Source organism: Nitratireductor sp. GZWM139, from assembly GCF_030068685.1.
Classification (GTDB): Bacteria; Pseudomonadota; Alphaproteobacteria; order Rhizobiales; family Rhizobiaceae; genus Nitratireductor; species Nitratireductor aquimarinus.
Genome location: NZ_JAMQML010000022.1, coordinates 1 through 13,094, shown reverse-complemented (window position 1 = coordinate 13,094; position 13,094 = coordinate 1). Strand labels below are relative to the sequence as shown.

Below are 13,094 nucleotides of genomic sequence, written 5' to 3'. Positions count from 1 at the left end.
AAGCTGATTATTTCTGCTTGGACAGAAGGTCACGGATTTCCGTGAGCAGCTGAACATCGGCAGGCGGAGCGGCAGGCTCGGCCGGCTTTTCAGCTTCCTTGCGGCGCATCGAATTCACGCCCTTGACCATGAGGAAAATGATCCAGGCGAGGATCAGGAAGTTCACGACCACGGTGAGGAAGTTGCCATAGGCAAACACAGCGCCCTGTTCGCGCGCCGCATCCAGCGTCGTCGCCGTGACGGCGGACGAGAGCGGCACGAAGTAATCCGAAAAATCGAACCCGCCGAAGATTGCGCCAACAATCGGCATGATGATGTCATCGGTGAGCGACCTGACGATCAGACCGAAGGCCCCGCCGATGATCACACCGACCGCAAGGTCCATCACATTGCCGCGCGCAATGAATTCCCGAAATTCCTTCATCATAAGGGCTTCTCCCCAATCTAGCTGCACCCCCGGCGACTCAAACGCCGCCAGCTCCGGCTACATAACAATGATGCAAGCAAAAAGTGCAACAAAAACTGCATTTTCGGCTATGAGACAGTACCATTCGCCGAAAGAAGCATTGGACAGGTTCCCGTGGCTGTGTTTGCCTTCCGGGTGGCCTTCAGAGGAGGAGTTGGCACACAAGTGCAGGGCTGGGTTATCGCCATCATCGCCGTCGCCTATGTGACGCTGCTCTTCTTCATCGCAAGCGTCGGCGACAATCGCGCCTCGCGAAAGGCCGGACTTGGCTCGCGCCCCTTCATCTACGCGCTGAGCCTGGCGATCTATTGCACGTCCTGGACCTTTTTCGGCTCCGTTGGCCTTGCGTCGGAGCGCGGGCTGGAGTTCCTGGCGATCTATATCGGTCCGGTTCTGGTTTTCCTGTTCGGCTTCCCGATCCTGAAACGCATCATCCGGCTGGCGAAGTCCGAGAAGATCACCTCCATCGCCGACTTTCTGGCAGCCCGCTACGGCAAGAGCTTTGCCGTCGCCTCCGTCGCCACGCTGATCGCCACCTTCGGCACGGTTCCCTATATCGCCCTGCAGTTGAAGGCGATCTCGGATTCCGTCAGCCTCATGGTAACGCATTACGATGGCGCGCCGCCGACCATGGACTTCTTCGTCGGCGACATGGCGCTGATCGTGACCTTCCTTCTGGCGATCTTCGCCGTTCTGTTCGGCACGCGCCATGCGGACGCGACCGAGCATCAGGAAGGGCTGATCCTGGCCGTGGCCGTGGAGACGGTGGTGAAGCTCGCCGCCTTTCTGGCGGTCGGTGTGGCCATCACTTTCTTCTTCTTTGAAGGGCCGGTGGAACTGGCGCGCACGGTCAGCACCCTGCCCCAGGTGCAGGAGGCCTATACCTATCCGACCTCGCTCGCCACCTGGATCGTGATGACCACACTGAGCGCATTTGCGATCATCATGCTGCCGCGCCAGTTCTACGTGACCATCGTGGAAAACCGCAGCACGGCCGAACTGGAAACGGCGAGCTGGCTCTTTCCGCTCTATCTCATCCTCATCAATCTCTTCGTGCTGCCCATCGCATTTGCGGGGCTGGCGATGGTCGGTGATGCGGCGAATTCCGACCTCTACGTGCTGGCGCTACCGCTTCTTGCCGGGCACGATGCCCTGGCGCTGATCGCCTTCATCGGCGGTCTTTCCGCCGCCACGGCGATGGTCATCGTGGCGAGTGTGGCGCTGTCGATCATGATCTCCAACGATCTGGTGATCCCGCTCTTCCTGCGCCGGCTGCTCAGAACCGACCATCGCGAGAAGGATGACTGGTCGACCATCATTCTGAACATCCGCCGTGCGGCCATCTTCATCATCCTGTTTGTGGCCTTTCTCTATTATCGGGAAACCACCCACAACACGCGGCTCGCCGCCATCGGCCTGATCTCGTTTGCGGCCATCGCACAGTTCGCGCCGGCCTTCTTCGGCGGGCTGATCTGGCGCGGCGCAAATGCGCGCGGCGCGCTGCTGGGCATGGGCGCAGGCTTCACGATCTGGGCCTACACGCTGCTTTTCCCGTCGCTCGCGCCTCAGGACACCGGCATCATCATCGACGGGCTCTTCGGCCTGCCGGCGCTGAGGCCGCAGGCGCTTTTCGGCACCGTGGCCGAGCCCCTCAACCATGGCGTCCTGTGGAGCCTTGCGGTCAACACGCTGTTCTTCGTGCTGGGTTCGCTCTCGCGCGCCGCCCAGCCGCTGGAGCGCATTCAGGCCGCCATCTTCGTGCCGCGCGACACGGGGCCCATACCGACCCTGCGCCGCTTCCGCACGGTGGTCACCGTCAACGATCTCAAGGACACGATCTCGCGCTATCTGGGAGCCGAACGCACCGAGCGCTCCTTCGCCACCTTCGAGGCGACCCATGGCGTGCGGCTCAACGGCAACGACCAGACAGGCATCGCGCTCGTGCGCTTTTCCGAGCAGCTTCTGGCCAGCGCCGTCGGCTCCTCCTCCTCGCGGCTTATCCTGTCGCTCCTGTTTCAGCGCAACGACCGCTCGCCCCGTGACGCCCTGCGGCTGCTTGATGACGCCTCCATGGCGCTCCAGCACAACCGCGACCTGCTGCAGACCGCCCTCGACCAGATGGAGGAAGGCGTCACCGTTTTCGACCGGGATTTCCAGCTGATCTGCTGGAACAGGCAATACCGCCTGCTCTTCAATCTGCCCGACGAGATGGGTCAGGTCGGTGTTTCGCTCGACCGGTTCGTCAATCTGCTGGTGGTGCGCGGCGAGCTGCCCGTCGACGCCTACACGATGACGCTCAACCGGTTTACCGATTTCGGCATGCCGTGGGAGATCCGCCTGCGCAAGAGCGGCCGCATCATTGAGATGCGCACCAACCCGATGCCCGATGGCGGCATCGTCGCCACCTACACCGACATCACGCCGCGCGTGGAGGCCGATGTGGCGCTGAAACGCGTGAACGAAACACTGGAGCAGCGGGTGGCCGACCGCACGGCGGAGCTGATCCGGTTGAATGAAGAGCTGGCGCAGGCGCAGGTGATCGCCGAGGAAGCCAATCTCGGAAAGACGCGCTTTCTGGCCGCCGCCGGCCACGACATCCTGCAACCGCTCAATGCCGCGCGGCTCTACTGCTCGTCGCTTCTGGAGCGCGCAAAGGCCGGCGAGACGCGGGAATATGTCAGCAACATTGAATCCTCACTCGATTCCGTGGAGGCGATCCTTGGCGCAGTGCTGGACATCTCGCGGCTGGACACGGGCGCGCTGAAGCCTGCTCCCAGCGTTTTCCAGCTGGATGGCCTGCTGCGCCAGATCAGCACAGACTTCATGCCGCTGGCCGATGAGAAAGGGCTGGACCTGACCATTGTGCCCTCAACACTGACGGTGAACACGGACCGCAACCTGCTGCGCCGGCTGGTGCAGAACCTCGTTTCCAATGCGATCAAATACACGCCGAGCGGCCGTGTTCTGGTGGGGGTGCGCCGCCGCGGCAGCCTGCTTGAGCTACAGGTGATCGACACCGGCATCGGCATCGCCACCGACAAGCTGAACACCGTGTTCCGCGAATTCACCCGGCTGGAGGAAGGCGTGCGGCAGGCGCAGGGGCTGGGACTTGGCCTCTCCATCGTCGACCGCATCGCGCGCGTGCTCAATCTTGAAATCCGGCTGGATTCGGAGAGCCAGCAGGGCACCCGCTTCTCGGTCATCATCCCCGTGAGCGCGACGCCGGCCAAACCCGCCGAACAGCCAAAACCGTCGGCTGCCGTGCCGCAGGCAATGCTGGAGGGCCTGCGCGTTCTGTGCATCGACAATGACCCGCGCATTCTGGATGGCATGCGCAGGCTGCTGGAGGGCTGGGGCTGCACCGTGCTGACGGCGACCGGGTCGGCCACCCTGCCCGACCTTTCGCACACACAGCCCAACATCATCCTCGCCGATTACCATCTGGACAATGAAGTCGGGCTCGACGTGATCGCAGCCCTGCGGGCGCGTTACGGCGATGCGATACCGGCGATCCTGATCACCGCCGACCGCTCGAACGAGGTGCGCGCGCAGGCCGAAGCGCTGACCGCCATGGTTCTGAGCAAGCCGTTACGTCCCGCATCGCTGCGCACACTGCTCACGCGCTGCCGTCAGATGCTTGCCGCCGCCGAATAGGCAGCAATGCCTCAGTCCTCGGTTGCGATCGTGTCTGCGCCGATCTTCGAAAGGCGGATCACCGCCTGCGTGCGGCTGTCGACATCCAGCTTCTGCAGAACCGCCGAGACATGCGCCTTGATCGTCGCTTCGGAGACGTTCAGCTCATAGGCGATCTGCTTGTTCAGAAGCCCTTCGGCCAGCATGCTCAAAACCCGCGTCTGCTGGGGTGTGAGCGTCTGGAGGCGCTGGATGAGATCGGCGACCTCCGGATCGCCCTCGGCACCCAGATCGATGTCCGCCGGCGTGTAGATATCGCCATTGAGCACGGCCTGAACCGCCGTGCGGATCTCGTCCATGCCAGAGGATTTGGAGATGAAACCCGATGCGCCAAGTTCCAGAGCGCGCCGGATGGTCTCGGGGCTGTCATGCGCGGAAACGACGACAATGGGCAGGGCGGGGTTCATGCCGCGCAGCGCAATCAGCCCTGAAAGACCACTTACGCCCGGCATGGTGAGGTCGAGAAGGACCAGATCGACGCTGTCATCGACAAGCGCCTTCGCCCCCTCGAAATCGCCCGCTTCCAGTATCTCGCATGCACTGTCCAATCCAGAAAGTGCGCCTTTCAGCGCTCCCCTGAACAGAGGATGGTCGTCGGCGACCAGAAATCTATAGCCAGATACCAAATATCCCTCCCGCGCCCGCAGCATTATTGTCGTGTTCTTCCGCTACGGCTCCTCCACCGCGATTATGCGGGGAATAGCCGCATTTTCAAGCTCGACGGTGGCAAAGGGCTGCCGCCACGGGGCCGGAACTCGCAGAAGTTTTACTTGTCTGCCCATAACCTATGCCACAGACTGGTAAAGGGGTGACAACCCCGCAGGCTGATCATGGAGAAAATCCACAGGGTAGCGACATTCTGCATCGGACGAGCGGTCATGTTCGGTGCGCTCGCCATTGGTCTGGTGATGCTCAGCTTTTCGTTTGATCTGGTCGTTGCCTTCAGCGCCGGCGCGCTGATGACCCTGATCATGTCGGAAATTCTGATCCTGAAGGCCTATGCAACCGCGCGGCAGAACCCCCGGAAAACCGAGACCTGGCTTTATCTCAGCCCCGACGCCCGACCGGCGGGGCGGTCGGGAGCCAGGGTGTTCATCTCGATATTGAAGGATATCTATCTGCGTTTCGCCGCCTTGAGCCTCAAGGTCGGCTGCGGCTTCTTCATATTCTCGATGATGCTGCGCCTCATGCGCGCAGCCGCGGTCTGAAACACGGTCAGGGGCGTTTGCAGCCCCTGCTCAGATGCGATCAGGTGCGATCAGGCGCCGGTGTGTTCGGCGTGGTCGTGGTTTCTTCTTCCTCGAAGTCCTTCACGATGCCCATGAAGCGACGGAAAAAGCGTTCCATGAGCCCGAGCGTCTGCTCGAATTCTTCTTCCGACGGCAATTCGGAAGCGGCCTGCGGATTTGCATTTTCAAGCGCGGCAAGGCGCTCTTCCAGCGCATTGAGCCGGTCCTGCAGAGCCGTGATGTCTTCCTCATAGGCCGTGCGCTCATCGGCGGCCGGAGAGCAGACCAGCTGGCCGGAACGCTCGCGGCAGATCGACATGGAGCCGGTGCGGGTGTCCATCCGCACATAGCCTTCTTCCGTGCGCTCCAGCCGGAACCGCTCGGCATCCTGCGCCATGGCGCCCGATGTCATGGACAGGACGATCAGCGCCCCGGTGGCCGCAATGGTCTTGCGCATTGGTCCGCTCCGCTTTCATGCAATTGGTGATGGGATCATGAGCAAGGAATGCGCCATAAATGGGATCGGGCGCAATCCCCCGAAAACACCTTTTCGACCCTTTCGCTGAACCCGCATTACAAGTATAGCCGCAGGCATGGCTGACATGATCTATAAAATCGCACCCCGCACGCTCTGGCAGGAAGCCGAAGAGGCGGGGGTGTTTCATGGCGCACCTGTCGACCTTGCCGATGGGTATATTCACTTCTCGACCGCCGGGCAGGCTGCGGAAACGGCGGCCAAACATTTCGCCGGTCAGGACGATTTGCTTCTCGTTGCCGTCGACGCCGACGCGCTGGGCGACGCCCTGAAATTTGAAGTGTCACGCGGCGGGGCGCTTTTCCCGCATCTCTATGCTCCGCTTTCGCTTGATGCGGTTTCCTGGGTTCGCCCGCTGCCGCTTGGCGCGGATGGAGCCCACGTCTTTCCAGAGCTTGCCAAATGAAGTCCCTGCTCGACAAGATTGCGCGCCAGGCCCTCTTCCGGATGGATTCCGAGCGCGCTCACAACCTTGCAATCATGGCCCTGAAGAGCGGCATGCCCCTCGCCCGTCCTCCGCAGATCAGCAAACGCCTCAAGACGATTGTCGGCGGCATGGTGTTTCCCAATCCGCTCGGCATGGCGGCCGGCTTCGACAAGAACGCAGAGGCGGCAGACGGGCTTCTGCGCCTTGGTTTCGGCTTTGTCGAATGCGGCACCGTGACCCCGAAGCCGCAGGCCGGCAATCCGAAGCCCCGCCTCTTCCGGCTTGAAGAGGACGCCGCGCTGATCAACAGGCTCGGTTTCAACAATGACGGCCTCGTGGCCGTGCGCGAGCGCATCAAAGAGCGCGCCGGGCGTGGCGGCATCGTTGGCGTCAATATCGGCGCCAACAGGGACAGCGAAGACCGCATCGCCGACTATGAGACGGGCGTGCGCGCCTTTGGCGACATCGCCTCCTATCTCACCGTCAACATCTCCTCGCCCAACACCGCCGGCCTGCGCGCGTTGCAGGACCGGGAAAACCTCTCCGAGCTTCTGGCCCGCGTTCTGGCGACACGCGACGAGGTGGCCAAGCGCCGCCGCTCGCCGGTGCCGCTGTTCCTCAAGATCGCTCCCGACCTGACGGAAGAGGCTATGTCCGACATTGCCGCCGAGGTGCTCGACAAGCGCATTGATGGCCTGATCGTCAGCAACACCACGCTTTCCAGAACCGGCGCAACCAGCCGGCTTGCGCATGAGAAGGGCGGCCTTTCGGGCCAGCCGCTGTTTGAGCGTTCGACCATCGTGCTTGCGCGCATGCGCCTTCTGGTGGGCCCGGCCATGCCGCTGATCGGCGTTGGCGGGGTGGACTCGGCCGAAACTGCGCTCGAGAAGATCCGCGCCGGTGCCGACCTTGTGCAGATGTATAGCGGCATGATCTTCGGCGGCACCTGCCTGCCCGGAAAGATCCTCGAAGAGATGAGTGCCTACGCCCAGCGCGAGAACCTCGCCTCGCTGCGCCAGATCCGCGATACGCGGGTGGATGAGTGGGCCGCGCGCGCCCTGAACTGACGCGCGCCCGCAGACCTGACGGCAAAAGACGCTACGGCATTTTCGCTGAACCGCGAGAACGCCCCGACGCATTGTTTTTCGCAGTTCCGGAAGGAAAACCGGTTCCCGCTTTTCCCGGAACTGCTTTAACTCCCGAAGGTCTGCCGTGCGCGCGCTGGCAGGATGGCTGCCAGACTGATGCCGCGCACGATCAGGAAGATGTGCAGCGTCGCCCAGAGGCCGTAATTGCCGAAAGCGCGCGTCAGGAAGAACAGGCAAACGAGATAGACGGCGAGCGACAGCAGCATCATGTTGCGCATGTCGCGCGACCAGGTCGCGCCGATGAACACCCCATCCATCTGAAATGCCAGCACGCCGGAGACCGCAATCAGCGCCGCCCATGGCAGGAACACGCTGGCGATCTCGCGCACATCCTCGGCTTTCGCAATGAAAGCGACGAGATCGTCGCCAAACAGCACGAAAACACCGGCCAGCGCCAGTGCGAGACCAAAGCCCCAGACGATGGTGAGCCACACGGCCTGCCGGAACGCCGGCCGATAGCGCGCGCCCACCGCCCGCCCGGCAAGCTGCTCGGCCGCAGTCGCCATGCCATCAAGGAAATAGCCGGCGATCAGGAAGAAATTCATCAGCACCGCATTGGCCGCCAGCGTGACCGTGCCGAACTGCGCGCCCTGCCGCGTGAACAGCGCAAAGGCTGCCAGAAGCGAGAAGGAGCGGATCATGATATCGCGGTTCATCGCCACCATGCGCATGATTTCCGGGAAATCGAACACCCGCGCCAATGAAACGCGCGGGCCGTTTCTGAACCGCCATGCCAGAAGACCAAAGCCCGCCAGCGCACCCAGCGCCTCGCCGCCCACCGTGCCCCAGGCCACGCCCTCGATGCCCCAGCCCAGCGAAAGACCGAGAAAGACCGATAACGCGATGTTTGCGCCGTTCAGGATCACCTGAAGGCCAAGGCCGAGCCCCCCTTCCCCGCGCCCCAGCAAATAGCCAAGGATGGCGTAGTTGAGCAGCGACAGGGGCGCGCCAAGAATGCGGATCGCCACATAGGCATGCATGGCCTCGGCAACGCGCGGATCGGGATTCATGAACCGGACGCCGGCGGCATTGACCAGCGGCCCGAGCGCGACGACCAGAAGCCCGCAGACGAGCGCAATCGCCAGAGCGCGCCACAACACCGCCTGCTCTTCCAGCACATCGTCGCGGCCGAACGCCTGCGCAACCAGCCCGGTGGTTCCCGAACGCAGGAAGTTGAACGTGGTGAACACCACGTCGAAGACGATGGCGCCCGCCGCCAGCCCGCCCAGAAGGGCGGCGTCGCCATATTGCCCGATGACGGCCGTGTCGGTGATGCCGAGCAGCGGCGTGGTCAGATAGGCGAGCGTCATCGGCACGGCGATCGACAGGACCAGCCGGTTGGTGACCTCGAACGGGCGCGCGGCCCGCGTCGGCGTGGAAACGTCCATTCCCGCCGGCCTAGCGGCGATAGCTGAGAAGACGCAGGATCAGGAACGCCGGCACAACGATGGCTGCACCCAGAAGGATGTAGCTTGCAAAGCGGCCGAGTGCATCAAAGCCCATGTTCCACAGATGCACGACCGTGTCGCGCAGCGCATAGAAGATATCGAACGGCGACCAGTTGAAGGCGCTCATGACGAAGCCGACGATGAGCGACACGATCAGCAGTTTGATGATGACGCGCAGCGGGCTGTCGCCCAGAAATCTGGTCAGTGCCGACACCGGAATGCTCCTTGATCTTGACCGCAAAGAGATACGCACCCGCTGGCGCGGGCGCAAGCTTGCGCGCTGCGAAAAAGGAAATACCGGCTGAGCGGGACTGGAGCGGGTAGCGGGAATCGAACCCGCGCGTTCAGCTTGGGAAGCTGACAGGCTACCATTACATCATACCCGCGCAGCGCGCATTAATCCGCGACCCGCGGCCCGGCGTCAAGCGGGATTGTGAGAGGGCGGTGCGGTTGTTGCCGGTTTCTGGGGCGAGCGGGCCCCAGGGTCTGGGCGCTTCGTCAAGGAAGTCGTCTGACGGGGGCGAAAGTCTTTCAGGCGGATCTGATCAGGGTTGAGCCGAGAACAGGCTGAATTCCAGGGACTGTCTGGAATTCCATCATATCAGCGCGTCAATTCAACCAGCCAGTCGTTGTTTCTTACCCCATGCAGGAAACAGATAAACTCCTTGACCAAGGGCGTCTCCCGCGTTCGATCCCACGCCACTCCAATCTCGAATTGAGCGCAGTCGTCGATTAATGGGATTGCGACGATATCCTCAGGCAGCGCTGACCTTATCGAGGATCCATAGAGGGTTACACCACGCTGTAACGCGACTAGCTGAAGCAAAACGGGAACGTCATCGGCTTCTTCAATGATCGTGGGTAAGAAGCCTGCGGATAAGCATGAGTTGGACACTAGGGAGCGAAAAGTTTCCCATCTCTTATCTGTGCCCATGACAAACCCAGCATCCTTGAGTTCACTCAAAGAGACAGCGGTTCTCCTTGAAAGCGGATGGTAGATTGAAACCAGAAGCACAAATCTCTCTTTTACCACAGGTAAAAGACTGAGCGGCGCTTTGCATGCTGCCGATAGCATAAAACCGACATCCACTTCGCCAGCCTCAAGAGCCCGCAACTGTTCATGCGAGGCCATCTGATAGAGGCTGATAGTAGCGGAAGGATGGGCGCTCCTAAACTTTACGACAAACTCTGCCATAGGTCCGTAAGAAGCCTGTGCCGAGTATGCTATTACAATCTCGCCTGCATATCCCGAAGCGAGTTGGCGCGCGTGACGCGTTGAGCGCTCCAACAGCAACATCGCTTTCTTCGCATCATTTGCAAGAACTTCGCCAGCATCGGTCAGGCTAACCCGCCTTGTCGTCCGATCAAAGAGCCTGAATCCAAGCTCTTTTTCCAATGCCTGAACCGCGCGGCTTACCGCTGGCTGGGCTACATTGAGTCTTTCAGAAGCTTTTCTGAAATTCAGTTCCTCAGCCACAGCCAAGAAGTATCTGAGGCGTGTCAGATCTGGAACTCTCATCTACGATTAATTCCCACTCGCTATCAATCACAATCAAATTGATCTTAGACTTCGTGATCTGCGTCCTGTCAAATCCGCTAAACCCTAACGACATGGACAACTATGAACACGACAAGCATTACGGTTGCTGTAGCCCAAGCCGTAGGCACGGCCGACCTGGCACAGAACATCTCAACAATCGAACGGATGTCAGCTGAAGCCTCTCAGCGCGGCGCTGAGATTGTTGCCTTCCCTGAGGCCATGATGTTCGATTTCACCTCATCGGCAGAAGACCTATTCGCAGTCGCCTGCAACCATGGTGAAGAATTTGAGAATAAAGTTCGATCGATAGCAAAGAAGACTGGCATAGCAATCGTCACAGGTGCCTACGCCAAAGGGACAAACGCCCTCGCGAGAAACATGATGATCGCGATCGATCAGAATGGAGAGACACTTGGGCAGTATCAGAAACTCCACCTCTACGATGCGTTTCGATACAAAGAATCCGAAAAGAACGAACCTGCCAGTTTAAAACCCGACTTCAATGAACTCGTTACATTTGAACTCGGCGGGTTCAGATTCGGTTTACTTAACTGTTACGATATCCGCTTCCCAGAGATGGCTCGCCTGTTGATCGACAAGGGTGCTGACGTCCTCTTGGTGTCGTCTGGCTGGGTTGCCGGCCCCCTGAAAGAGTTTCACTGGGAAACCTTACTTAAGGCTCGGGCGATCGAGAATACCTGTTTCGTTGCCGCTTCATGCCAACCCGCACCGCTTTCCGTCGGCTTGAGCATGATTGTGGACCCCAATGGCATTCCCGTATCAACGGTACCCCAAGGCGACGGGCTTGCAATCTCAACCATTAATGCCGAACGCGTTTTAGAAACGCGAGAGACCCTGCCTTGCTTGCAGCATCGGCGGTATGCAGTGCGCCAGCTTGGGTGAGACTGCCTATAAAATCCATATGAGGAGGAAGTAAGAATGTCTGCTCACGCTGCAGTCACCGATGATAAATCGGCAACTCAAAAATCTCTGGCAATGCGACGCGTTTTAGGCTCAGCCGCAATTGGACAATTCGTAGAGTGGTACGATTTTGTGATCTATGCCTATTCCGCTGCGGTCATCGCCAAGCTGTTCTTTCCAACCACAGACCCGGTAGCGGGTTTGCTGTCAACATTTGCCGTGTACGCTGTCGGCTTCCTGATGCGTCCCTTGGGGGGCTTCGTGTTCGGAAGTCTCGGGGATCGTATCGGCAGACGTCAGGTCTTGTCGCTTGTGATATTCTTGATGGGAGGAGCGACAGTAGCGATCGGCCTGCTTCCGACATATGCTCAGATCGGAATTCTCGCCCCGGCGCTCTTGGTGGTATGCCGCCTCATACAGGGCCTATCCGCCGCCGGCGAAACCGTCGGCTCAAACTCTTTCGTGGCTGAGCATGCACCTAGCGAAAAGCGAGGTCTCTATGTGGCTTTCACATACTCATTTGCAAATCTTCCGCCCATCTTTGCTGCATTGCTTGTCCTCTTTCTGACAAACGCCATGAGCGGCGACGCATACGAAGCTTGGGGATGGCGCATTCCGTTCCTTATCGGCGGGCCACTCGCACTAGTTGGCCTATACATCCGTAACAAGGTCGATGAATCTCCCGCGTTCAAAACAACCCAGGCCGCAAAACGTTTGGCGACAACTCCAATACGAGATGCAGTACAGAGTCAGAGACAACAGATGGCGTTTAGTTTCGCACTAGCCGCATTCTCGAGCCTCGGCTTCTATACGCTCTCGGGATACTTCGTGAGTTACCTCACCGGCACGGTCGGTCTGGATAGCAATTCAGCCCTACTTTCAAATAGCATTGCGCTGTTTGTTGCCTTCGTAGTCATGATCGTCGGCGGGGGGCTGTCGGATGTTTTTGGAAGAAAGCCACTGCTTCTATTCGGCGTTATCTTCAACGCGCTCGCATGCATACCAGCCTACATGCTGGCGTCGCAAGGAAGTCTATTGTCGGCCGTGCTGGGTCAAAGCCTGCTGGCACTCGGTTGCGGACTATTTTGGGGACCGGTTGGCATCGCGCTACTCGAGTTATTCCCAACACGCACCCGTTTCAGCGCCTCTGCAGTAAGCTACAATCTCGCATACACTATCTTTGGTGGAACCGCACCATTCGTAGGAGTTTGGCTCGTCATGCAGACTGAGAGCAAGCTTGCGCCTGCGTTCTATATGGCTGCCATCTCCGTTGGCGTGGTGATTGCTATATTGTTCATGCCAGAGACATCAAAGAGCAGTCTGGTTCACGAAGAAGACATGAGATAGCAACGAGACATTGTCCTAGACCTTGCTGCTCCCTCATTAATGACAAGAGTTTGCAAGCTGGATTTGGATATTTGGGCTTCGCGTCTGGCACAAGCGCGTCGGTCGCGAAGCCCACACTCTGGTCAAGCGCTTGCGGCAACGGCTGTTTTTTTTGCGACCATCAGATTGGGTAGGCCCCGGTTTCGTGGGCGCCCTAGGGAGACGTTTCCTATTGTTATTCGAACTCGACAGGTGAGCGCGCCCTCCATCCGCTGGACAAGTCTCAGCGTAAATTAAGCTACTCTCTGCACCTGCACCGTAAGCGGTGCGCCGGTCACACTGCCTGGTCGTAGTTCCATGG

12 protein-coding genes and 1 tRNA gene are annotated in these 13,094 nt (G+C 59.9%); 6 read left to right on the top strand and 7 right to left on the bottom strand.

The genetic code is table 11. The annotated features are described in order from the left end of the window. Window positions 1-7 precede the first annotated feature (7 nt). Entirely contained in the window at window positions 8-427 is a 420-nt protein-coding gene (mscL, locus tag NDI72_RS20240; RefSeq protein ID WP_206544533.1) for a large conductance mechanosensitive channel protein MscL, read from the bottom strand. A 204-nt stretch (window positions 428-631) separates the two neighbouring features. On the opposite strand from mscL, the gene NDI72_RS20235 reads away from it, so the two are divergent. Then, window positions 632-4,120, top strand: coding sequence for a PAS domain-containing hybrid sensor histidine kinase/response regulator (locus tag NDI72_RS20235; protein WP_206544532.1), 3,489 nt, complete (start codon window positions 632-634; stop codon window positions 4,118-4,120). Between the two features lie 11 nt (window positions 4,121-4,131). On the opposite strand, the gene NDI72_RS20230 is transcribed toward NDI72_RS20235, so the two are convergent. Continuing rightward, the gene (locus NDI72_RS20230) at window positions 4,132-4,809 is read right to left on the bottom strand and encodes a response regulator transcription factor (RefSeq protein ID WP_222473776.1); all 678 of its coding nucleotides are present in this window, start codon (window positions 4,807-4,809) and stop codon (window positions 4,132-4,134) included. A 228-nt stretch (window positions 4,810-5,037) separates the two neighbouring features. On the opposite strand from NDI72_RS20230, the gene NDI72_RS20225 reads away from it, so the two are divergent. Beyond that, window positions 5,038-5,367 (top strand): hypothetical protein, encoded by a 330-nt coding sequence (locus NDI72_RS20225; RefSeq protein ID WP_283801611.1) that lies wholly within the window; start codon window positions 5,038-5,040, stop codon window positions 5,365-5,367. Between the two features lie 40 nt (window positions 5,368-5,407). On the opposite strand, the gene NDI72_RS20220 is transcribed toward NDI72_RS20225, so the two are convergent. After that, a complete protein-coding gene (locus NDI72_RS20220; protein ID WP_283801610.1) occupies window positions 5,408-5,845 on the bottom strand; it encodes a hypothetical protein in 438 nt (145 codons plus the stop codon). 136 nt (window positions 5,846-5,981) lie between these two features. On the opposite strand from NDI72_RS20220, the gene NDI72_RS20215 reads away from it, so the two are divergent. Together NDI72_RS20215 and NDI72_RS20210 are read left to right on the top strand one after the other, a co-directional pair. Beyond that, window positions 5,982-6,329, top strand: a complete 348-nt coding sequence (locus tag NDI72_RS20215) for a DUF952 domain-containing protein (protein ID WP_113154070.1) — start codon at window positions 5,982-5,984, stop codon at window positions 6,327-6,329. Beyond that, a complete protein-coding gene (locus NDI72_RS20210) occupies window positions 6,326-7,417 on the top strand; it encodes a quinone-dependent dihydroorotate dehydrogenase (protein WP_283801609.1) in 1,092 nt (363 codons plus the stop codon). The genes NDI72_RS20215 and NDI72_RS20210 overlap by 4 nt, the downstream gene beginning before the upstream one ends. A gap of 125 nt (window positions 7,418-7,542) precedes the next feature. Here NDI72_RS20210 and NDI72_RS20205 read toward each other — a convergent pair whose 3' ends face one another. The 4 genes from NDI72_RS20205 to NDI72_RS20190 form a co-directional block, all read right to left on the bottom strand. Beyond that, window positions 7,543-8,886: an MATE family efflux transporter gene (locus NDI72_RS20205; RefSeq protein ID WP_283801608.1), complete on the bottom strand. Its 1,344-nt coding sequence runs from the start codon at window positions 8,884-8,886 to the stop codon at window positions 7,543-7,545. 10 nt (window positions 8,887-8,896) lie between these two features. Beyond that, on the bottom strand, window positions 8,897-9,160 hold the full coding sequence (locus tag NDI72_RS20200; protein ID WP_113154067.1) for a DUF6460 domain-containing protein: 264 nt from the start codon (window positions 9,158-9,160) through the stop codon (window positions 8,897-8,899). 98 nt (window positions 9,161-9,258) lie between these two features. Continuing rightward, window positions 9,259-9,332: transfer RNA gene (locus NDI72_RS20195), tRNA-Gly, on the bottom strand. Between the two features lie 215 nt (window positions 9,333-9,547). Then, window positions 9,548-10,465, bottom strand: a complete 918-nt coding sequence (locus NDI72_RS20190) for a LysR family transcriptional regulator (RefSeq protein ID WP_283801607.1) — start codon at window positions 10,463-10,465, stop codon at window positions 9,548-9,550. A gap of 102 nt (window positions 10,466-10,567) precedes the next feature. Between NDI72_RS20190 and NDI72_RS20185 the strand changes: the two genes are divergently transcribed. Beyond that, a complete protein-coding gene (locus NDI72_RS20185) occupies window positions 10,568-11,389 on the top strand; it encodes a carbon-nitrogen hydrolase family protein (RefSeq protein WP_206554259.1) in 822 nt (273 codons plus the stop codon). 36 nt (window positions 11,390-11,425) lie between these two features. Then, window positions 11,426-12,754 carry an MFS transporter gene (locus NDI72_RS20180; protein WP_206554258.1) on the top strand — a complete coding sequence of 443 codons (1,329 nt, stop codon included), beginning with the start codon at window positions 11,426-11,428 and terminating at the stop codon, window positions 12,752-12,754. Window positions 12,755-13,094: the final 340 nt, after the last annotated feature.

Coding starts and splice junctions, on each gene's coding strand:
- mscL (WP_206544533.1), bottom strand. CDS start 427: ATGATGAAGGAATTTCGGGAATTCATTGCGCGCGGCAATGTGATGGAC.
- NDI72_RS20230 (WP_222473776.1), bottom strand. CDS start 4,809: ATGCTGCGGGCGCGGGAGGGATATTTGGTATCTGGCTATAGATTTCTG.
- NDI72_RS20225 (WP_283801611.1), top strand. CDS start 5,038: ATGTTCGGTGCGCTCGCCATTGGTCTGGTGATGCTCAGCTTTTCGTTT.
- NDI72_RS20220 (WP_283801610.1), bottom strand. CDS start 5,845: ATGCGCAAGACCATTGCGGCCACCGGGGCGCTGATCGTCCTGTCCATG.
- NDI72_RS20215 (WP_113154070.1), top strand. CDS start 5,982: ATGGCTGACATGATCTATAAAATCGCACCCCGCACGCTCTGGCAGGAA.
- NDI72_RS20210 (WP_283801609.1), top strand. CDS start 6,326: ATGAAGTCCCTGCTCGACAAGATTGCGCGCCAGGCCCTCTTCCGGATG.
- NDI72_RS20205 (WP_283801608.1), bottom strand. CDS start 8,886: ATGGACGTTTCCACGCCGACGCGGGCCGCGCGCCCGTTCGAGGTCACC.
- NDI72_RS20190 (WP_283801607.1), bottom strand. CDS start 10,465: ATGAGAGTTCCAGATCTGACACGCCTCAGATACTTCTTGGCTGTGGCT.
- NDI72_RS20185 (WP_206554259.1), top strand. CDS start 10,568: ATGAACACGACAAGCATTACGGTTGCTGTAGCCCAAGCCGTAGGCACG.
- NDI72_RS20180 (WP_206554258.1), top strand. CDS start 11,426: ATGTCTGCTCACGCTGCAGTCACCGATGATAAATCGGCAACTCAAAAA.